This is a genomic window from Acidaminococcus sp. HCP3S3_G9_1 (assembly GCF_052122455.1).
GTDB lineage: Bacteria > Bacillota > Negativicutes > Acidaminococcales > Acidaminococcaceae > Acidaminococcus.
Map to the genome: position 1 here is coordinate 163,288 of NZ_JBQKCH010000001.1, position 20,851 is coordinate 184,138.

The 20,851-nt window shown below is 58.1% G+C and carries 15 protein-coding genes and 1 other annotated feature (1 of these 16 cut by a window edge); of the genes, 7 read left to right on the top strand and 8 right to left on the bottom strand.

The features are described 5' to 3' along the window. Positions 1-891 carry a LysR family transcriptional regulator gene (locus tag ACTQY1_RS00810; RefSeq protein WP_441373723.1) on the bottom strand — a complete coding sequence of 297 codons (891 nt, stop codon included), beginning with the start codon at positions 889-891 and terminating at the stop codon, positions 1-3. 161 nt (positions 892-1,052) lie between these two features. Here ACTQY1_RS00810 and ACTQY1_RS00815 point away from each other — a divergent pair, with 161 nt between their 5' ends. From ACTQY1_RS00815 to ACTQY1_RS00830, 4 genes are read left to right on the top strand one after another with little or no spacing between them, the layout of a single operon-like run. Continuing rightward, a complete protein-coding gene (locus ACTQY1_RS00815) occupies positions 1,053-1,208 on the top strand; it encodes a hypothetical protein (RefSeq protein ID WP_441373724.1) in 156 nt (51 codons plus the stop codon). 45 nt (positions 1,209-1,253) lie between these two features. Then, complete coding sequence (locus ACTQY1_RS00820) at positions 1,254-2,474, top strand: pyridoxal phosphate-dependent aminotransferase (protein WP_154487523.1); 1,221 nt, start codon at positions 1,254-1,256, stop codon at positions 2,472-2,474. A gap of 32 nt (positions 2,475-2,506) precedes the next feature. Continuing rightward, positions 2,507-3,793: an aminotransferase class V-fold PLP-dependent enzyme gene (locus ACTQY1_RS00825; RefSeq protein WP_154487521.1), complete on the top strand. Its 1,287-nt coding sequence runs from the start codon at positions 2,507-2,509 to the stop codon at positions 3,791-3,793. A 15-nt stretch (positions 3,794-3,808) separates the two neighbouring features. Continuing rightward, complete coding sequence (locus ACTQY1_RS00830) at positions 3,809-4,234, top strand: RidA family protein (RefSeq protein WP_317424034.1); 426 nt, start codon at positions 3,809-3,811, stop codon at positions 4,232-4,234. A 35-nt stretch (positions 4,235-4,269) separates the two neighbouring features. On the opposite strand, the gene ACTQY1_RS00835 is transcribed toward ACTQY1_RS00830, so the two are convergent. After that, a complete protein-coding gene (locus ACTQY1_RS00835) occupies positions 4,270-5,883 on the bottom strand; it encodes a putative polysaccharide biosynthesis protein (protein WP_154487517.1) in 1,614 nt (537 codons plus the stop codon). Between the two features lie 121 nt (positions 5,884-6,004). Further along, positions 6,005-6,853: a carcinine hydrolase/isopenicillin-N N-acyltransferase family protein gene (locus ACTQY1_RS00840; RefSeq protein ID WP_154487515.1), complete on the bottom strand. Its 849-nt coding sequence runs from the start codon at positions 6,851-6,853 to the stop codon at positions 6,005-6,007. A 364-nt stretch (positions 6,854-7,217) separates the two neighbouring features. Between ACTQY1_RS00840 and ACTQY1_RS00845 the strand changes: the two genes are divergently transcribed. Both ACTQY1_RS00845 and ACTQY1_RS00850 read left to right on the top strand, forming a co-directional pair. Next, a complete protein-coding gene (locus ACTQY1_RS00845; RefSeq protein WP_441373725.1) occupies positions 7,218-11,504 on the top strand; it encodes an acyl-CoA dehydratase activase-related protein in 4,287 nt (1,428 codons plus the stop codon). Positions 11,505-11,652: 148 nt separating this feature from the next. After that, complete coding sequence (locus ACTQY1_RS00850) at positions 11,653-12,774, top strand: 5-methyltetrahydropteroyltriglutamate--homocysteine S-methyltransferase (RefSeq protein ID WP_022487966.1); 1,122 nt, start codon at positions 11,653-11,655, stop codon at positions 12,772-12,774. Positions 12,775-12,813: 39 nt separating this feature from the next. Here ACTQY1_RS00850 and ACTQY1_RS00855 read toward each other — a convergent pair whose 3' ends face one another. Then, positions 12,814-14,739 carry a YadA-like family protein gene (locus ACTQY1_RS00855; protein ID WP_441373726.1) on the bottom strand — a complete coding sequence of 642 codons (1,926 nt, stop codon included), beginning with the start codon at positions 14,737-14,739 and terminating at the stop codon, positions 12,814-12,816. A gap of 118 nt (positions 14,740-14,857) precedes the next feature. Here ACTQY1_RS00855 and ACTQY1_RS00860 point away from each other — a divergent pair, with 118 nt between their 5' ends. Continuing rightward, positions 14,858-16,363, top strand: a complete 1,506-nt coding sequence (locus ACTQY1_RS00860) for an ArnT family glycosyltransferase (protein ID WP_022487961.1) — start codon at positions 14,858-14,860, stop codon at positions 16,361-16,363. Between the two features lie 30 nt (positions 16,364-16,393). Here the strand turns inward: ACTQY1_RS00860 and ACTQY1_RS00865 are convergent, their stop codons facing one another. The 4 genes from ACTQY1_RS00865 to ilvB form a co-directional block, all read right to left on the bottom strand. Continuing rightward, positions 16,394-16,954, bottom strand: coding sequence for a methylated-DNA--[protein]-cysteine S-methyltransferase (locus tag ACTQY1_RS00865; protein ID WP_441373727.1), 561 nt, complete (start codon positions 16,952-16,954; stop codon positions 16,394-16,396). A gap of 99 nt (positions 16,955-17,053) precedes the next feature. After that, positions 17,054-18,304, bottom strand: coding sequence for an ATP-binding protein (locus ACTQY1_RS00870; RefSeq protein WP_441373728.1), 1,251 nt, complete (start codon positions 18,302-18,304; stop codon positions 17,054-17,056). Continuing rightward, positions 18,301-18,864, bottom strand: a complete 564-nt coding sequence (ilvN, locus tag ACTQY1_RS00875; protein WP_022487958.1) for an acetolactate synthase small subunit — start codon at positions 18,862-18,864, stop codon at positions 18,301-18,303. The genes ACTQY1_RS00870 and ilvN overlap by 4 nt, the downstream gene beginning before the upstream one ends. Positions 18,865-18,876: 12 nt before the next feature. Continuing rightward, the gene (ilvB, locus tag ACTQY1_RS00880; protein ID WP_370833443.1) at positions 18,877-20,574 is read right to left on the bottom strand and encodes a biosynthetic-type acetolactate synthase large subunit; all 1,698 of its coding nucleotides are present in this window, start codon (positions 20,572-20,574) and stop codon (positions 18,877-18,879) included. A 144-nt stretch (positions 20,575-20,718) separates the two neighbouring features. Continuing rightward, positions 20,719-20,851, bottom strand: a binding site (T-box leader) (it continues 107 nt past the right edge of the window).

The following is a 20,851-nucleotide window of genomic DNA, read 5'->3' on the forward strand; positions in this document are numbered from 1 at the left end:
TCATTTCTTCACAGCTCCTTTTTCCAATTCCTGAAAATGCTTTTGGAGGGCGGTGGCCATTTCTTTTACCCAGAGCCGGTCTTCTCCCTGACGGCAGGCCAGGTACAGCCGGTGGAAAGGAGTCCTTTCCGCCAGGGGGAATACGGAAAATCCTCTTTCGCCCATGGCGGCGGCCACCGACCGGGGCACCAGCATCCAGTCTTCCGGAGCCTGGAAATACTTTTCGGCGGTGGGGGTGCTGTTCACCCGGATCTTGCTGTCCATGGCCCGCCAGTACTGATCATGCCAGCTGCGGAATTCTTCCGTAAAGATCTGGAAGATTTCCTGTTTCCCGTTGAGTTCTTCCATGGAAATGACCTTTTTCCCCTGGAAGTGTCCCGGATCCTTCATCACCACCAGGAACGGCTCTTCGTGGAGCAGCACACTGACCAGTCCCCTGTTGGAAAGGGGAAACTGCACAATGCCCACATCCAGCATCCCTTCCAGCAGCAAATCCCGGATTTCCACACTGTGATGGTCTTCCAGGGTAAGGCTGCACCTGGGATGCTCCCCCAGGTAATCCTGGAGGAACCCGGCCAGGAAATATTCCTGGGCACTGCGCATGCACCCAAGCCGCAGCAGATACCGTTCCTTTTCTTCCCGGAAAGAAAGCCCTTCCTCATACAATTCCAGCATATGGACCGCCACCCCCAGGAACTGTTCTCCCTTCCCGGTCAGTTCCGCTTCCTGCCTCCCTTTGCTCCGCAGCAGCAGCGGATACCCCAGTTCCTCTTCCAGCCGGGCCAGCCGTTTGCTGAGGGTGGATTGGGTCAGATAAAAATTCTTGGCGGTCTGGGTCATATTCCGGGTCCGGCAAAGATCCCGGAACAGGTAGAGTGATTCCGTATCCATTTTTCCGCTCCTTTTAATAATCGTTTTTAGAATATTATAAAGTAAAATAAGTTGTTTTACAACTGTTTCCTTCTGACTTATACTGAAACCATCCAAGGAAAACATTCCTGGGAAACAGAAAGATTGATAAAGAAAGGGTGAGTGCTATGAAAAAGAGCTTCATGGATAAATTACTGACTGGTTTGGAAAAAGACGAATTCATCCGGACCCGTCTGGCAGGAAAACTGGCATCCGCCCCAGCTCCCGGAAAGAAAGCGTCTGCCTCCGTCATCTGCCGCTGCCAGCAGGCAAAAGCCACTGTCCTCCCGGGAATGTAAAAAACATCCAGCAACAGCGCAATCTATAAAAAAGGAGAATCAACCATGGATCTGATGACAGCAAAATTCCAGCGTTTGGGAATCGACAATGCTCCGGGGCAGGAAAGCCGGCAGCAAAAAGTGGAACTGGATCTGAGGGGAGAACCCCTGCCCGGTCCGGCGGTCAACTTCTCTCACGGCGACGTGGACGCCCACCAGCCGGCTCCCGGCACCCTGGAAACCTTTGTGGAAGGGTTCCGGAAAGGGGGCTGCGTGGCCTATACGGAATACCGGGGCGGAGAAGATATCCGGAAAGATGTGGCAGCCAAACTGGCAGCCTTCACCGGAGCTCCCATCGACCCGGAAACGGAACTGATCCTGACCCCCGGGACCCAGGGTGCCCTGTTCCTGGCCCTGGGCAGCCTGGTGGGCCGGGGCGACAAAGTGGCCATCGTGGAACCGGATTACTTCGACAACCGGAAACTGGTGGAATTCTTTGAAGGGGAACTGGTTCCTGTGAAACTGGACTACCTGAGCCAGGATAAAAATGCCGGAGTGAATCTGGCGGCCCTGGAAGAATCTTTCAAACAGGGTGTGAAGCTGTTCCTGTATTCCAACCCCAACAACCCCACCGGCGTGATCTTTTCTGAAGAGGAGACCCGGGAAATCGCCCGGCTGGCGAAAAAATACCATGTAATCCTCCTGGTGGACCAGCTGTATTCCCGGCAGATCTTCGACAATCATCCCTATACCCATCTCCGGGCCCTGCCCGAAGCCGACCGTCCGGACAGCCTGCTGACCATCATGGGACCGTCCAAGACCGAATCTCTCAGCGGGTTCCGTCTGGGCACGGCTTTCGGTTCCTCCTGGATCATCGACCGGATGGAAAAACTCCAGGCCATTGTGACCCTCCGGGCCCCGGGCTACAGCCAGTATGTGTTCCGCAGCTGGTTCCGGGAACCGGAAGGATGGCTGAAGGACCGGATTGCCGTCCATCAGGCCATCCGGGATGATCTGATTGCCCTGGTCCGGAGCCATGCAGGATGCAGCGTCCGGAAAACCGAAGGAGGCAGCTATATTTTTCCCACTCTGCCGCCTATGGACGTGAGCATCAGTGATTTTGCCAAGATCGTCCGGAAACTCACCGGTGTCATCATCACTCCGGGCACAGAATTCGGTCCCCAGTTCACCCACAGTTTCCGGGTGAACTTCTCCCAGGATCCCCAAAATACCCATGATGCCATTGACCGGGTGCTCCAGATCATGGAACGGTACCGCAGCCGGTAACAGCAGGTAAATTCAGTACAGGAGGCCAAACTATGGAAAAACATTTTGTATTCGATCCGGAACTGCAGAAGGAAATCAAAAGCAGATTCTGTTATATGGATGAGAATCCCCTGGGCCGGAAACGGCTGTTCTTTGAAAACTCCGGAGGCTCCCTCCGTCTCAAAGCCTGTGTGGAAGCCAAGGCCCGCTATGAGCAGATCCCTGACTGTCCCCTCCGGTATCATGATGTTTCCCTGAAGCTCCATGAAGTGAAGGACAAGGGGATCCGGGACCTGATGGAAGTGCTTTTTGGCGCTGCCCCGGGAGAAGGAGCCCTGGTGACGGAACTAACCCCTTCCAAGGTCACCTTCAGTATCACCCGGGCCATTGTGGAAAATGTGCCGGGGACCAATGTGGTCACCACGGCCATCGAGCATCCTTCCGCCTACGATGCCGCCCGGATGTATGCGGAAAAGACCGGGAAGGAATTCCGGGTGGCCAGGGCCAATCCGGAAACCGGCGGGGTGGATGTGGAGGAAATCCTGAAGCTGGTGGACCAGGACACCTGCCTGCTCAGTGTCATGAGTGCCTCCAACATCTCCGGGAAAGTGTTCCCCATGAAGGAAATCGTGGAAAAAGCCCGGCAGATCAAACCGGATCTGTTCATCCTCTCTGATGCGGTACAGCACGCTCCCCATGCAGCCCTGTACGCCCATGACCTGCAGCTGGACGGACTGGTGATCGCTCCCTACAAAGCCATGGGGATCCGGGGCTGCGGCTATGGATACGTCTCTGACCGGGTGGCCGCCCTGCCCCATGACAAACTGCTGGCCAAACCGGAAAAGGAATGGGAGCTGGGCACCTACCCGCACGCCAACTTCGCAGCCATGAGTGCCATGGTGGACTACATCTGCTGGATCGGCCGTCACTATACGGACAGCCAGGATCGGCGTACCCAGTATGTAACAGGTTTCCAGTACTGCCACGCCCACGAAAACAGCCTGTTGGAACGGATGCTGGAAGGCACCGAAGCCCTGCCGGGTCTGCGCCACATCCCGGGAGTGGAGCTGTATTTCGACGGACCGGTGGATGACAGCCGGGACCTGGTGGTGGCCATGGGTCTGAAAGGGATGGATTACACCACACTCCGGGAAGAATATGACAAACGGGGGGTACTGGTCTTCGAACGGATCAACACCAGTGAATATTCCAAGCGGATCGTGGAATCCCTGGGCCGCACCGGCCTGCTGCGGGTATCCCCTCTCCACTGCCACGACTTCAGCGATATCGACCGTTTCCTGGAAGTCACCTGGGACATTGCCAAAGCCCAGGGCTGCTGAGAAAGGAGTCTTCCAATGAAAGATCCCATCCCTCAGGGGAAATATGTACCGGCAGCCCGCAGCGGACGGCTCATTGCCACTGCCGGCATGACCCCCCGGAAAGAAGGCGTCCTGATCATGCAGGGCAAAGTCCAGGGGGCGGTTCCCCTGGAAACCTATCGGGAGGCGGTGGTCCAGGCGGCGGCCAATGCCCTGACAGCCGCCCGGAACCAGCTCCGGACCGGAGAAATGCTGGAAAGGATCCTGCGGATGGACGTGTACGTGAACGGAGCTCCGGATTTTACCGCCCACCCCAAACTGGCGGATTTTGCTTCTGAATACCTGCTGAATGAACTGGGAGACGCCGGCCGGTGTGCCCGCTGTGCCCTGGGCATGGCCGGGCTCCCGGGCAACGCTCCGGTGGAAATCAGCCTGCTGGCTGTGGTGAAAGAGAAGGAATGAAAAAAGAGGCTGTTGCACGCGCAACAGCCTCTTTTTTACAGCAATTTCAGTTTCTTCCCCACCATCACCATTCTCCTTCCCAGGAAGGGGATCTGGTTCAGTTCTTCTTCGGGCATGGTCTTCAGCACCAGGAGCAGGAGGCCGTAGACGGGAATGGCTACGGCCATGCCGCCCAGGATGCTCCAGGCACCCCAGTTGGGCACCAGGGCCAGGAAGCCTTTCACCGCCGCTCCCATGACCAGGGCAGCCAGGGCGGTTTTTCCCAGCTGCTTCAGTTCCAGGGAGAAGCCGGTGTACTTTTTAATGAAGAAAAGGTTCAGGATGGCGGCGATCCCGATATCCGCCACAGTGGCCCAGGAGGACCCCACGATTCCCAGGGTGGGGGTCAGGTTCCAGTTCAGGAGCACTTTGGAAGCCGCCGCAATGATCATATTGATCACCGGGATCTTGGTCTTCCCCAACCCCTGGAGGATCCCGGTGCTCACCTGATGGAGCCCCAGGAGGAAAATGGCCCAGCTCATGGTCTCAATGGAGGGCCCGGCCTTGGGGGCGTTATAAATCAGGGCCGCCACCCGTCCTCCCAGTACATGAAGGCCGATGCTGCAGGGAATGGTGATTACCGCCGCCACGGAGAAGGCCGCCGCCACTTTTTCCCGGATCCCTTCCCTGTCTTCCAGCACCCGGGATTCACTGATGGCAGGCACCAGACTGATGGACAGAGCCGCCGTCAGGATGGTGGACATGTTGATGAGAGGCACCGCCATGCCGGTGAGATACCCGAACAGAGTAGTGGCTTCGGACATGGACCAGCCTCCCACCATGAGCCGCCGGGGCACGATCATCATGTCCAGGTTGGACACAATGGGCAGCATCAGGCTGGACATGGATACGGGCAGGGCCAGGGCGATGAGCCGGCGGATGATTTTCCCGGCCGGTTCCTGTTCCGCTTCCGGCACCTTCTGTTCCCCTTTGGGGAAGAATTTGTGCTTCAGCCGGAGGTAGAACACCTGGAGGAGCAGGAGGCCGCACAGGGCCCCGGCCCCAGCCCCCATGCTGGCCCCGGCTGCCGCATAGGTGAGACCGTAGGGCATCAGCAGATAGGAAAAGGCGATCATGGTGACCACCCGGACCAGCTGCTCGGTGATTTCCGAACAGGCGGTGGGAGTCATGATCTGCCAGCCCTGGAAGTACCCCCGGAAGCTGGAAAGGAAGGTGACGAAGAACACCGCCGGTGCCAGGGCGATGATGGAATAGTAGGCCCGGGGATCCGGGATGATCCCGGAAGACACCAGCCATCTGGCCATCACCAGCAGGCACAGGGAGAAGAACAGCCCGGTGCAGAACAGCATCCGCAGGGATACCCGGAACACCCGCTGGGCCCCGGTATAGTCCTCCTTGGCCACTTTTTCCGCGGTGATGATGGAAATGGCCACCGGGATCCCGGCGGAAGAAACGGTGATGGCCATGAGATAGATGGGGAAGCCCATCTGGTACAGACCAATGCCTTCGCCCCCCATGACCCGGGAGAGGATCACCCAGTTCAGGGCCCCGATCACCTTCACCACGATGCTGGAAATGGTGAGAATCAAAGTACCCTTCAAAAATTTTTTCGTCTTGCTGTTGCCGGAAGTTTGTCCTTGCTGTTCCATACTGCCCTTCCTTTATCGGTTTCTGCAGGAACCCCGACGGGTCCGCCGGGCTCCTGGGATTTGCACTGTAATTGTATTATTTTATCATATTTTGGCAGGTTGTGGGCATTTCTCCCATGGATCAGGGAAATAAATGTTCTCCATCCAGCTGATACTCATCCTCCCTTCCCTGGTCTCCGGGGCTGTAGCGGATCTTGACAAACACATCCGGCCGGGCTCCCGGATGCAGCCACACCCCAAAAGCAGCAAGGGTCTGAGGTCCGTCCGGCCGGCTGCCCAGCCGCCAGATGCTGTTGTCCGGTCCTTCCGCCTTGTCTTGGCTGAAGCGGATCAAATCTTCCAACACATACGGGGTCTGCTGGCTTGCCAGCAGTTCTTCGATCCGGCGGTACCGGTGCCGGGCCGAAACGCCCTCTTTCAGATTCAGACGCTGGAACTCCGGGCTCAGATAAAAATTGGTATGGGAAAGGGTACCGTTGCTGACCCGGCGCACAGCCACCTGGTCATGATCCCCCACTTCCACCCAGGCCAGTTCAGAAGCATCTGCCAGCAGCAGGAATTTGGGACCTCCCAAATCCGTACCCCTGGCCAGCGCCTCTTCTACTGTGGCACAGCTGCCCAGAAGTTCTTTCAGCGCCCCCTTTCCCCAAGGCCCCATGGCCAGCCGTTCCTTTCGCGGGATGCTGCTGGCAGATGCTGAGAACACCGCCAGGCCGGCTTCATTAACCCCGCCTTTGAGAGCCATATGGTTTTCCGCTCCCCCATAGATTCCATAATACCGGTATAAAGGTCCCTGGACCAGCCGCATTTCCTGATATTCCGGCCGCCAGTCCCGATTCTTTACAAGCAGACTTCCCCCTCCCAAGACCCGGCTCCCCTGAGCTCCGAACAGGGTACATCCCCAGGCGGCAGCCGCCGGCAGCCAGGCGGCCAGGCAGACTGGGAGAAGTTTCCTTACTGAAATTCCCATGATGGATTCCTTCCCTTTCTTTGTTTTCTGTCATTGTATCACAATTATCCTTTCAGTGCCTTATGCCCCCAACACCGGGCTTGGAGGGAACCCCCTGCTCCCTTTGCGGGTCCTTTCCCCCTTGCTCCACGGGACTAGGTTGCTCCTATTCGTCGCATCCGTCGCAGGGGGGCACAGCCCCAGGGGCGGCAACCCAATGGGCCATCCGATTGCGCCAATACCTCTCTGCACTCTGCACTCTTCACTCTGCACTGCGATAAGGGTTTCAATCAGGACCTGCTGCCACATACCCTATGTTGGATTAACCACTGGAGTTCTCCGGGATTTGTGCTATAATTAAATACACTTTAAGATGAGGTGCATTATGAGTACGTATCGTGTAGGTTTAGACATCGGGTCCACCACGTGCAAAATCGTCGTGCTGGACAATCATTCCCATGTGGTGTTTTCCCGCTACAAGCGGCACCAGGCCAATGTGGCTGGCGTTTTGCGGGAAGAACTGCAGACTTTGCGTTCCCAGATCGGAGCCGCCAGCCTGAAGCTGAAGATCACTGGTTCCGTGGGCATGGGGGTGGCGGAAAAATTCAACATTCCTTTTGAACAGGAAGTCATCGCCGCCACCAAATTCGTCAAAGCCAAATATCCGGACGTGGCCACCCTGATCGACATCGGCGGCGAAGACGCCAAAATCGTGTATATTAAAAAAGATGGCAGCTGTGATCTGCGGATGAACGGGAACTGTGCCGGCGGCACCGGGGCCTTCCTGGATCAGATGGCTGTGCTGTTGGGGATTCCCATCGAACAGCTGAACGGGCTGGCGGAAAAGGCCCAGCACGTCCACTACATTGCTTCCCGCTGCGGAGTTTTTGCCAAAACGGATATCCAGAACCTGCTGGCCAAGAACGTGAGCCGGGAAGACATTGCCATTTCCATTTTCCATGCAGTGGCGGTCCAGGTAATTTCCACCCTGAGCCACGGCTGCACCATCGAGCCCAAGATCCTGCTCTGCGGCGGTCCTTTGACCTTTATGCCCGCTCTGCGGAAGGCTCTCATGGACTGTCTCCAGATTCCCTATGTGAATTTCGTGGTGCCGGACAACGCCAACCTGATCCCGGCCTACGGCACTGCCCTCAGTGCGGCGGACGCTCCTTCCATCACCTTTGACCAGCTGGTGGAGAAACTGGAAAGCGCCCCCAAGGTAAAGGTCCGGTCCGATGATGTGCTGCCTCCCATTTTCAAATCCCCGGAAGACTATGCCGCCTGGAAAAAGGCCAAGGAAGCGGACGCCATCCAGCTGACCCCTCTCACCCCGGAAACTGACGCAGTCTATGTGGGCATCGACTCCGGCTCCACCACCACCAAACTGGTGGTTACGGACCCGGAAGACCGGATCCTGTACACCCATTACGGGCCCAACAACGGGAATCCCATCGGCGCCGTCCAGGAAGCCTTCGAAGCGTTCTATGCAGAATGCCTGAAGGTGGGAGCCAACCCCCGGATCCTGGGCAGCTGTTCCACCGGCTACGGGGAAGACCTGATCAAAGCCGCCTTCGACCTGAAGACCGGCATCATCGAGACCATCGCCCATTATCTGGCTGCCCGGAAAATCCACCAGGACGTTTCCTTTATCCTGGACATCGGGGGCCAGGACATGAAGGCCATTTTCGTGGACCACGGGGTCCTGAACCGGATGGAACTGAACGAATCCTGCTCCTCCGGCTGCGGCACCTTCCTGGAAACCTTCGCCAAGGGGCTGAACTATTCCGTCAGCGACTTTGCCAAACTGGCCTGTGAAGCCAAGGAACCCTGCGACCTGGGTACCCGGTGCACGGTGTTCATGAACTCCAAGGTAAAACAGAGCCTCCGGGAAGGGGTCACCATCGGGGACATTTCCGCCGGTCTGGCCTATTCCGTGATCAAAAACTGCCTGTACAAGGTGCTGAAGCTCCAGAACACCCATGACCTGGGGAACGACATCGTCCTCCAGGGAGGCACCATGAAGAATGATGCGGTGGTCCGGGCCTTCGAACTGCTGACCGGCACCACTGTCCACCGGAGCAACATCCCGGAAATCATGGGAGCCTACGGCTGTGCCCTGTTTGCCCGGAGCCGGGCGGAAGGGGAAGCCACCCTGGACGACATGATCCATGTGGCCAACTACACTGACAGCCAGCTCCAGTGCCACGGCTGCGAAAACAACTGCCTGATCAAGAAGTACAACTTCAGCAACGGCAGCATCTATTATTCCGGGAACAAATGTGAGAAATTCTTCACCAACAACGGGGAAGACCACAAGCCCGGAGAAAACATCTACGACTACAAATACAAGCTGCTCTTCGACCGTCCGGTAAACGAGGATGCCCAGCGGGTCATCGGGATCCCCCGGTGCCTGAACATCTACGAGGATTATCCCTTCTGGCATGCCCTGTTCACCACCTGCGGCCTGAAGGTCCAGCTGTCCGATCCCTCCACCTTCAAGAACTACGAAGGCGGGATCCACGATGTGATGAGCGACAACATCTGCTTCCCGGCCAAACTGGTCCACGGCCACATCAACAACCTGATCCGGAAGCGGGTGAACCGGATCTTCATGCCCTATGTGATCTACGAACGGCAGGATGACAAACGGCAGCTGAACAGCTACAACTGCCCGGTGGTCTCCGGCTATTCCGACGTGATCAAAAGCGTGGTGAACACGGAGATCCCCATTGATTCCCCGCCCATCAACTTCCAGGATGAATCCCTGCTGAAGAAGCAGATCCGGAAATACCTGAGCTACATCGGCTTTGACCGGTTCACCGCGGACAAGGCCCTGAAGGCGGCCCTGAAGGCCCAGGAAGAATACGGCCGGGCCATCAAGGCAAAGAATGAGGAAATTCTCCGGAAAAGCCGGGACAATAAACAGCTGACCATCCTGCTGGCAGGACGTCCCTACCATACGGACCCCCTGATCCAGCACAAACTCAGCGAATCCATTGCAGCCATGGGCATCAATGTGATCAACGAGGACCTGGTCCGGGATGACAGCACCATCACCATCGATGATTCCTATCTGGTCCGCCAGTGGGCCTATATCAACCGGATTTCCAAGGCTGCCGACTGGGTGGCCCGTCAGGACAACAGCGTCCACTTTATGGAAATGACCTCCTTCGGCTGCGGCCCGGATGCCTTCCTCCAGGACGAAGTCCGGGGCATCCTCCAGCGTCACGGGAAGGCCCTGACCCTGCTGAAGATCGACGATGTGTCCAATATCGGCTCCCTGAAACTGCGGGTCCGGTCCGTGGTGGAAAGCATCCGGTACAACCGGGATGCCAAATTCACTTCCACCCCCTTCGAACAGCCTCCCCGCTTCGAAAAGAGCATGCGGGACTACACCATCCTGGCTCCCTATTTCACTCCCTTCATCTCCCCGCTGATCCCTTCGGTGATGAAGAATGCAGGCTTCCATGTGGAAACCCTGCCGGAAAGCACTGTCCAAAGTGCGGATCTGGGGCTGAAATTCGCCAACAACGAAGTGTGCTACCCGGCCACCCTGGTGGTGGGGGACTTTATCCGGGCGCTCCAGTCCGGGAAATACGACCCCTCCCACACGGCTGTGGCCATTACCCAGACCGGCGGCCAGTGCCGAGCCTCCAACTATTTCGGGCTCATCAAGCACGCTCTGATTGCCGCCGGGTTCAAGGACACCCCGGTGCTGTCCCTGGCCACCAGCAAGAACATCCAGAACGACCAGCCGGGGTTTGAACTGAACTGGCTGAAGATTGCCAAGATCACCGTTTCCACCGTATTGTTCTCCGACTGCCTGGCCAAGTTCTTCAATGCCTCCGTAGTCCGGGAAACCGTAAAGGGCAAGGCAGAAGAACTGAAGGACAAGTACCTGGATCTGGCCAAGAAGGAAATCGAAGCCAACAGCTCCAGCGGCCTTCTGAAGCTGCTGAAGGAAGCGGCAGCGGAATTCAACGACCTGGCCAAACCGGATGTGCGGCTGCCCCAGGTGGGGATCGTAGGGGAGATTTACCTGAAGTTCAACGCCTTCGCCCATAAGAACATCACTGGCTGGCTCATGGAGCATTCCATCGAAGTGATGCCGCCTCTCCTGACACCCTTCTTCATGCAGGCCTTCGTGAACCGGATCACCAACCGGAAATTCGGCCTGGAACGGCACCATATGCCCAATGTGATTGCCGATGTGCTGTACATGTGGGTGAACAAGCAGGTGAAGAAGTTCAACGAGATCGGGGAAGAATTCCGATACTTCACTCCCATCGAGGACATTTTCGAACTGGCCAACGACGGGAAGAACATCATCAACATGGCCGCCCAGTTCGGGGAAGGGTGGCTGCTGCCGGCGGAAGTGGTGAACTTCGCCAAGCACGGCATCGAGAATGTAATCAGCCTCCAGCCTTTCGGCTGCATCGCCAACCACATCATCTCCAAGGGGATCGAAAAGAAGATCAAATCCCTTTATCCCCACATGAACCTGCTGAGCCTGGACTTCGACAGCGGGGTCAGCGACGTGAACGTGACCAACCGGCTGCTGCTGTTTGTGGAGAACATCCGCACCAGCGCCGCCCCGGCTCCCGCTCCCAAAGCAGAAAAGAAAAAAGGCTTCTTCGACGAGAATCTGGCGAAGAGGGAGATCATGATTTAAAGAAAAGGCCTGCTGCCGGCGCAGCAGGCCTTTTTTGTTATTCCTAAAACCTATGGCAGCTGGTTGTTTTTCTGTATTATCCAAATCCCTATGCGTATGCTATACTTTTCCCATGAACAAAATGTGAATGATGTGGGAGGATATATTCATGACTGTAAAGAACAAACCGCCTTTTCGGTATGATATTGTAGGGAGCTTTCTGCGGCCGGCTGCTTTGAAGGAAAAACGGGAGGCTCTGGCCGCCGGGACCATCACTGCCGCTGACCTGAAGGCTGCGGAAGACGAAGCCATCCGGGACCTGGTGGCCAAGGAAAAAGAAGTGGGACTCCGGGCCGTTACCGACGGGGAATTCCGCCGCCGGTACTGGCACCTGGATTTCCTGACGGAACTGGAAGGAGTTACGGAGATTTCCGCAGAAAACTGGTCCGTCCATTTCAAAGGGGCCCAGCCCAAAGCCCGGACCGCCAAGATCACCGGTCCCATCAGCTTCGGCAGCCACCCCTTCCTGGACCATTTTCGGTTTCTGAAGGAAGCGGCCGGGGACACCCTGGCCAAAATGACCATCCCCTCTCCCAGCATGCTGCATCTGATCTGCTGCGTCCGGGAAAAACACTATGAACCCATTCCCCAATACCAGGACCAGAACCGGCTGTTCACGGACATTGCCCTGGCCTACCAGCAGGCCATCCGGTCCTTCTACGCTGCCGGCTGCCGGTACCTGCAGCTGGATGACACCAGCTGGGGAGAATTCTGCGACGCAGACAAGCGGAAAGCCTATGCAGAACGGGGCTTTGACCTGGATGAACTGGCCAACCACTATGTGGATATGATCAACCGGGCCCTGGAAGCCAAACCGGAGGACATGACCATCACCATGCACATCTGCCGGGGGAACTTCCGTTCCACCTGGTTCTCCAGCGGCGGCTACGAACCGGTGGCGGAAACCCTCTTCGGCCGCTGCCATGTGGACGGATTCTTCCTGGAATACGACAGCGACCGGGCCGGAGGCTTCGAACCTCTCCGGTTCATCAAAGACCAGCAGGTGGTCCTGGGCCTGGTGACCTCCAAGACCCCGGAACTGGAAAAGGAAGAAGACATCATCGCCCGGATCCGGGAAGCGGAAAAATACGTACCCCTGGACCAGCTGTGCCTGAGTCCCCAGTGCGGTTTCTCCTCCACCGAAGAAGGGAACCTGCTGACGGAAAAAGAACAGTGGGCCAAGCTCCGTCTGATCCGGTCCATTGCGGAAAAAGTCTGGGAAGATGCATGAAAACAAGGGGCTGTTGCATACGCAACAGCCCCCTTTTCCTTACCGTTCTTTTGCAGTCAGCTGATCGATCAGGGCACTCTGGCGGCTGACGATGGCTTTCAGTTCTTCCACATTGCTGCGGAGGATGCTGATTTCCCTGGCCATGGCCGTCTTGGAGGTGGTCACTTTGCCTCCTTTGCCCAGTTTGAAGGTGACTCCGGCATTGACCATATTCTCCCCTCCGCCGAAGGAGCCTCCCACACTGAACATCATATCTTCCGTGGGCCGGTAATAGGCCCCGATGGCCATGGCATGGGCTCCTGCATAATTGCCGTATCCGGCGGCAAAATCCCATTTGTCATCCGGATCAAAGTCCAGGGGCTGGAGAGCTGCCAGCGCGGCGGCCCCGGCACCCACCCGGTTCACCCGGGCATCCAGTTTGTTCAGAGAGTTCCCCAGCTGGGTGATATTCTGCCGATTTTCCTGGACCATCTGGTTGGTGGCATAGAGCTGGCTGCCGTTCACTGCATCGGTAGAGGCAGCCGACACTTCGCCAGGTGCCAGTCCCGTAATGGACAGACCTTTCATATCCATACCCTTTCCATCCAGCACCGGGCCCTTTTCCCCGATGGTCACACTGTTCACCTTGATGTCCGGTTTCAGATGGATGTGGATGGTGTCCACAGTCCGGCCATTTTCGACTGTAGTGGAGGAAGCCGTATGGATGTTGTCCCCGCCCAGTACATTGACGGTACCCCCGTCGTTGAGTTTGGCGGTATTCCTGTCGTCGGTGGCAAAATCCACCTCGTTGGCCACGTAGCCTACATGGAGCGGACCTCCGTCGTCAGTTTCCGGTTCCGCCACCGCCCGCAGGGCAGCTCTGGCCGGTCTGAGTTCCGGCTCATCCTGGGTGCCGGGAAGCTCACTGGGGTCGGACAGGATATGTACCGTTCCATGTTCGTTGCTCAATCCGTTGAGATTGGCTTTGATGGTGTATTCCGTTCCCAGTTTCTCCACAATGATCCCTTCTCCGGCATGGATGGAGATCCGGGCATCGCTCATGGCTTCCTTCAGCTGGGCTACGTTCACCGCATCGGTATCTTCCGTCCCGGCTGCCAGGTTGATGATCTGCCGGGTCTGCTGGGGAATCGGCCTGCCGTTTTCATCCTGATCCTGAGGCCCAGCTCCTACGGACACGGCGCCCCACGAGGACTGCCAGGCAGGAGACGAATCGACCATCTGGCCGTATACGGGATGGTAGCCCTGCCAGCCCGCTTTCCGGTCGGCCACGGATTCCATGCCCAGAGCCACGGACCCGGAGGCAACAGCACGGCTCAGGATACCGGCAGCCGTTCCCCCTTCTCCTTCTGCCAGACTGGCGGCTCCCACCGCCGTCCCCCGCAGGCCGGCTCCACTGGCATACCCCAGGGAAGTGGCAAATTTCTCAGTGGCTTTGCTGAAGCCGCCCAAAGCTGTGGAAGCCAGTCCGGAAGATTCAGAATAGGCGCCTACGGCGGTGGAATAATCCCCGGCCGTGCCTCCTTCATACATGCCGTTGGCCATAAGGCCGATGCTGGTGCTGTATGCCCCTTTGCTCTTGGCCTGCTGCCCCAGGGCCACGGCCCCTTCTGCAGTGGCTTCGGAATAACTGCCTACCGCTGTGGTGTACAGGCCTACAGCATGGCTCTGTTCCCCAATGGCAATGGCATTGGTGCCATTGGCTTCTCCCTGGGACCCGGTGCCGATGGCAATGGCATCCAACCCTGTGGCCCGGGATCCGTTCCCTACGGCCAAAGCCCGTTCCCCTTCTGCATGGGCATCATTGCCCAGGGCGGTTGCCCCCATGGTCCCATCGGCATAAGCCCCGGCCCCTACTGCCAGGGAATCGGTTCCCACGGCACCGTCATTGAGATAATTCCGGTCCCGGTTACCGCCTTCCGGGTTCACTTGGAATTTTCCGTATTTTATTTTTCCTCTTCCTGTCATACCAGCAGTCGTACGTACAGCTGTCCTCCTTTTCTTTAATCAATCCTTCGATTGTGTTTAATTTTCCTTTAAGATTCCCTTCTATACTGGAACCATCAAGATATGGGAGGATCCGGATATGGAATATTGGGAACATGACGACAATCCGCTGCTGGGCTTTTATCATCGGCACTGGCCTGCTTTTCTGCTTCTGCTGCTGAGCCTGGTGCTGTTCTTTGCCGGCAACGGACAGCTGTTGATCACCGATCCGGTGGAATCCAACTATGCCCTTACCGCCAAGGAGATGCTGGCTTCCGGGGACTGGCTTTCCCCCCGGATCTACGGAAACTACTGGTATGACAAACCCTGGATGTTCTACGGAGAACTGCTGGCGGCCTTCCAACTGTTTGGAGAGACTTCCTTTGCCGCCCGGTTCTTCCCGGCGGTTTTCGGCACCATCGGGGTGCTCCAGACCTACTGGTTCGCCCAGAAGCTGTACAGCCGGAATGTGGGATTCCTCAGCGGTCTCATTATGGCCACCAGCGCGGAATATTTCTACCTGGCCAAAGCGGTGATCACCGATATGACCCTGTTCGTCACGCTGGACGGAGCCCTGATGCTGTTCTACCTGGCCAAGACAGAAAAACGGCCCCGTCTGTATTACGGAGCCTATGCCCTGGCCGGTCTGGCCATCCTGACCAAAGGGCCTCTGGGTCTGGTGCTCCCCGGCCTGATCATCCTGGCCTACCTGGCCGGGAACCGGGATTTCAAGACCCTGGCCCACATGAAGCTGTTCCGGGGAATCCTGCTGGCTCTGGCCATTGCCGCCCTTTGGTACGTCCCCATGACACTTCTCCACGGTTCCGCCTTCCTGGACGGGTTCATCGGGGTCCACAATGTGCTCCGGGCCACGGTGTCCGAACATCCCCGGAACAACACCTGGTGGTATTACTTCCTGATTTTCCTCATTGGCTGCTTCCCCTGGAGCCTGAGCCTGCCCTGGCTGTGGAAGAAATACGGGAAGACCCTGAAGGAACGGATCAAAACCCGGACCTTCTGGAAGAGCCTGGACGACCGGCAGCGATTCCTGTTCCTGTGGGTGCTGGTCACCTGGTTCTTCTTTGAATGCATGGCCACCAAATATCCCACCTACACCTTCCCCTGTCTGCCCCCGCTGGCCATAGGCCTGGCCTGTGCCGCCAGCCGGCTGGATCTCCAGTACTGGGTGAAACGGGCAGCCGTGACCATGGGCCTGCTGTTCACGGTGCTGTCTTTTGTGCTGGCTGCTCCCCTGTGCCGCCAGGCTTCCGCCTGGGATGTGGCCCAGCTGGTTTCTGCCCATCATGTGCCCGGGGTGCCGGTGTACGTGTACGGGGGCCGGTATCCGGTTTCCTTCACCTATTACAGCAAGATCCCCGCTCCCCGGCTGGTAACCCGGCAGCGGCTGCAGCAGATGCGGCCGGAAGGGATCAGTTGGAACGCCAAGAACATGATGCCCTTCGAAGCCCTGGAAGACCTGCCAGATACGGGAAGAATCATCGTCCTAGTAGACCAGAGCAGCCAGAAGGACTTCCTCCAGACCGTCCCGGGAAACTGGGAAAAACTGGGAGAAGGAGGACGCTGGACCGTGTGGGGAAGAAACTGAATCTCCTGGAAGCAAAAAGGACTGTCCCTGTTACAGGGCAGTCCCTTTTTTCGGTATGGTGAAACCGAAGGCTTTCAGATCGATTCCTTCATGTTCCAGCAGCCACACTTTCCGGGGCATACCGCCGCCGTATCCGGTCAGGCTTCCGCTGGTCCCCACCACCCGATGGCAGGGAATGATCAAGCTGATGGGATTGTGGCCCACCGCTCCTCCCACGGCCTGTGCCGACATCCGCTCCTTTCCCTCCCTCCGGGCCATTTCCCGGGCAATGGCGCCATAGGTCATGGTCTTTCCGTAAGGAATGGTCAGCATGATCCGCCCTACCTGCTGCCGGAAATCACTGCCGGACAGTTCAAGGGGAGGCGTGAAGCCTGGATCTTTCCCCTGGAAATACAGGTCCAGCCAACGCCGGGTTTCCTGGAATACAGGGAGATCCGGCCGTTCTTCCACACCGTCTTCGTTTTTCATCCGGATTTCTTCATACTTCTCCCCCTGGAACCACAGCCCGTTCAGCTTTTCTCCATGGCTGCTCAAGAGGATGGTCCCCAAGGGACTTTCCACCTTATCCATATACAACACCGTCTTTTTCATGGTTTCCCCTCCTGTTCTGCCTATATTGTACCAGAAAAAAAGAAAAAACCGGCGGTTATCGGACATGAAAAAGGGGCTGCTGCAGACGCAGCAACCCTCTCAATGATTCCCCAGATACCACTGGACGAACTGTTTGGCGATCCTTCCGTTCCGGCCGGAGTGTTCCATTTCCCACCGGACCCCTTCCACCCGGAGTTCTTCCGGAGACAGCTGGATGCCTTCTTTCCGGAGTTCATGGTCGATGATGGCCAGGTATTCCTGCTGGGTGGGAGCCCCGAAATGGAGGATCAGCCCGAACCGGTCGGACAGGGAAATGGATTCATTGGTGGCGTCTTCCCGGTACACTTCCGCCTCCAGGTCGTCGCTCCGGTCCGTCCAGGTTTCCTTCAGCAGGTGCCGCCGGTTGCTGGTGGCGCACAGCATCACATTGTCCGGCTGGGGAGCGGCCCCTCCGTCAATGGCGGATTTCAGGTACTTGTATTCCTTTTCGTTCTCATCAAAGGACAGGTCGTCGAAGAAGAACAGGAACCGGTGGCTGCGGATCTTCCCGGCCCGTTCCATGGCTTCCGCCAGGAGCTGGAGCTGATCCCGCTTGATCTGGACCAGACGCAGGCCCTGGGCACTGAACAGGGGGATCAGGGCCTTGATGGAGGTGGACTTCCCGGTTCCCCGGCTGCCGGTGGAAAGCACATTGTTGCAGCCCCGGCCGGCCATGAACTGCCGGGTATTGGCCAGGAGCTTCTCCTTCTGGTCCTCATAACCCAGGATATCGTCCCAGGCGTAATGGGGAAAGTCTGCAATCCCCTGGAACCGTCCTTTGGCATCCAGGCAGAAGGCTTCATACCGGGCCATTTTTCCCCGGCCGTACCGCTGGTAATGGTGGAGCAGCAGCCGGGCCTGTCCGGCTGCTTCAGGGGTTTCTTTCAATTGCCGGGCCAGCTGGCTTTCCAGGTTCTCCCGGGCCGGCCGGCTGGGTTCATAATGGTCATAGAACCCGTCCTGGAACACCGCCTGCCCGGACAGGTCCAAAAAGGGACGGAGGGCCTCCAGATCCCGGGTGAGAGCCGCCAGAAGGCCGCTGCCGGCGGTGCCCTGTTTTTCCGCCACCTGGGCGGCCAGGTTGTCCCCTTCTGCCAGGAGATGGAAAAAGTATCCCTGCCACAGGTTCCCGGCAAGGCCCAGCTCTTCAGCGGCGGCCAGGACAGCTTCCCGGGCCCTGGCCAGGTGTTTCTCCCGTTCCGGATGGGCCTGGGCTTTGGCCAGGCTGTGGATCACCGGATCCCGGCGGAGGTTCCGGAGGACGGACAAACGGGCAAACAGGCGGAAATCCGCGGTCTGGTTCTGGCTCATGGCTGTTCTCCTTTCCTTTCAGCCGGTTCCGTTTCTTCCGGCCGGGGTGCGGCCAGCAGGCTGTCCTTCACCGTCTGGGGCCCCCGTCCCAGGGCAATCTGTCCGGTGGTGGCGATTTCCAGGACGGTGTAGCTCCGGAGCATCTGCTTTAAGGCCTCAATATGATCCTGTCGTCCCGTAAGCCGGAAAATCAGGGAATCCGGATACACATCCACGATCTTGGCATGGAACAGCCCGGCAATGTTGGTCAGTTCTTCCCGGATCTGGGGGGTAGGGGCGCTGACCTTGATCAGGGTCAGTTCATAGCTCACCAGGGGGGCATCATCCAGGTTCACCACCTTGATTACATCGATGAGATGGCTCAGCTGGTGGATGGCCTGGTCCAGCTGGAACCGGCTTTCCACTCCCACCACCAGGTTGATCCGGCTGATTTCCGGGATTTCCGTGTAGCCTACGTTCAGGCATTCGATATTGATGTTCCGGCGGGCGATGAGTCCGGCCACATGGGACAGGACTCCCGGCCGGTTGTTGACCAGAAGGGCGATATGCTGCCATTTCATGGGTTTTCCTCCTTATTTCTCTTCCGGGCCCAGGATCATCTGATCCAGCCCTTTGCTGCCCGGGACCATGGGATAGACCCGTTCATCCTCGGGAATGGTGATTTCCAGCAGGGCGGATCCCTCCGACCCAAACAGGAACTCCAGACCTGCTGCCAGCTCTTCCGGCCGGGAAATGCTCCGGGAAGGGATCCCCATGGCTTCCGCGATTTTGGCCATGGAGGGCTTCCGGATCAGTTTGGTCTGGGAATACCGGCCTCCCCGGAACAGGCCCTGGAGCTGGCGCACCATGCCCAGCTGGCCGTTCCGCAGGACGATGGTCTTCACCTGGATGCCGTAGGTGGGCAGGGTGGTGAATTCCTGACAGTTCATCAAAATGCTCCCGTCCCCGGTAATCAGGAGGACGGTTTTGTCCGGTTCCCCCACTTTGGCTCCCAGGGCGGCAGGAAGGCCGAACCCCATGGTGCCCAGCCCTCCGGACGTAAGGAAATGCCGGGGCTGTTCCGTAGGGAAGAACTGGGCCGCCCACATCTGGTGCTGGCCCACGTCGGTGACCACAAGGGTGTCCTGGGGAGCCCGGGCCGCCGCCTGTTTCAGGGCGGTTTCCGGAGAAATCCCCCCGGTGCACCCATGGGCGCTGCAGGGGACCTCCCGTTTCATTTCTTCTCCCTGTTCCCGCCAGGGAGCCGTCTGCTCTTTAACGGCTTCTGCCAGAGGTTCCACCAGACTGGCAAAAAGGGGCAGGGATTCCTGGAGATCGCCGGGCACCGCCACCTGGACCGGGATGATCTTGTTGATTTCCCCCGGTTCCACATTGAAATGGACGATCCGGGCCGCCGGGGCAAACAGGCTGGCCTTGGCGGTGGACCGTTCGTCGAACCGGACCCCGAAAGCCAGCAGCAGGTCACAGCCGGATACTGCCATATTGGCGGCGTAGCTGCCGTGCATCCCCAGCATCCCCAGGTTCTGGGGGAGGGAATCGGGCACGGCCCCTTTCCCCATCAGGGTGGTGACCACCGGGATCCCGGTTTTTCGGGCCAGTTCCGTAAGCACTCCTCCGGTGCCAGACAGGATCACCCCGCCTCCGGCCATGATCACCGGACGGTGGGCCCGGCAGAGGGCTTCCGCCGCCCGCCGGACATCGGACTGCCGGGGATGGAGACTCCCCTGGTAGCCCAGGAGATGGACCTCCTGGGGATACTGGAAATCCAGTCTGGCATCGAACACGTCGGTGACGATGTCGATGAGCACCGGTCCCGGCCGGCCGGTCCGGGCAATGTAAAAGGCTTCTTTCAGCACCTGGGGCAGGTTCTCCACCTTCCGGACCAGATAGTTGTATTTGGTGATGGGAGTGGTGATCCCTGCGGTGTCCGCCTCCTGGAAGGCGTCCTGACCGATCAGGGAGGTGGCCACCTGACCGCTGATGATCACCAGGGGAATGGAATCCATGTTGGCGGTGGCAATCCCCGTCACCATGTTGCAGACCCCGGGGCCGCTGGTGGCAATGCACACCCCCACCTTTCCGGTGGCCCGGGCGTACCCGTCCGCCGCGTGGATGGCCCCCTGTTCGTGGCCGGTGAGGATATGGGGAAAGTTGGTTTTGTAAATGGCATCATACAGGCCCAGTACGGCCCCTCCCGGGTAGCCGAAAACCACCGGGACCTGTTCTGCTTTGAGACATGCAAGGATGGCTTCTGCGCCGGTCATTTCCATAAGAGGTCCTCCTTCAACGCTGTTTCCTTTTCAACTGGGCCCTGGTATCGTGGCCCTGATCCTTTTCAATGGGTTCTGGTATCGGAACCCTGGTGGGGAAAGTCGATTTGACGGTGGCCGCAGAAATAAAAAAATCCGTCCCTCCAAAGGGACGGAAAAATCCGCGGTACCACCCTGTTTCCCCGGTCCATTGCTGGTCCGGGACACTTTGCCACGTACAGTCATACGCGCTTCCGGTAACGGGGAACACCGTCCAGGCCTACTGCCCTGCTTCAGC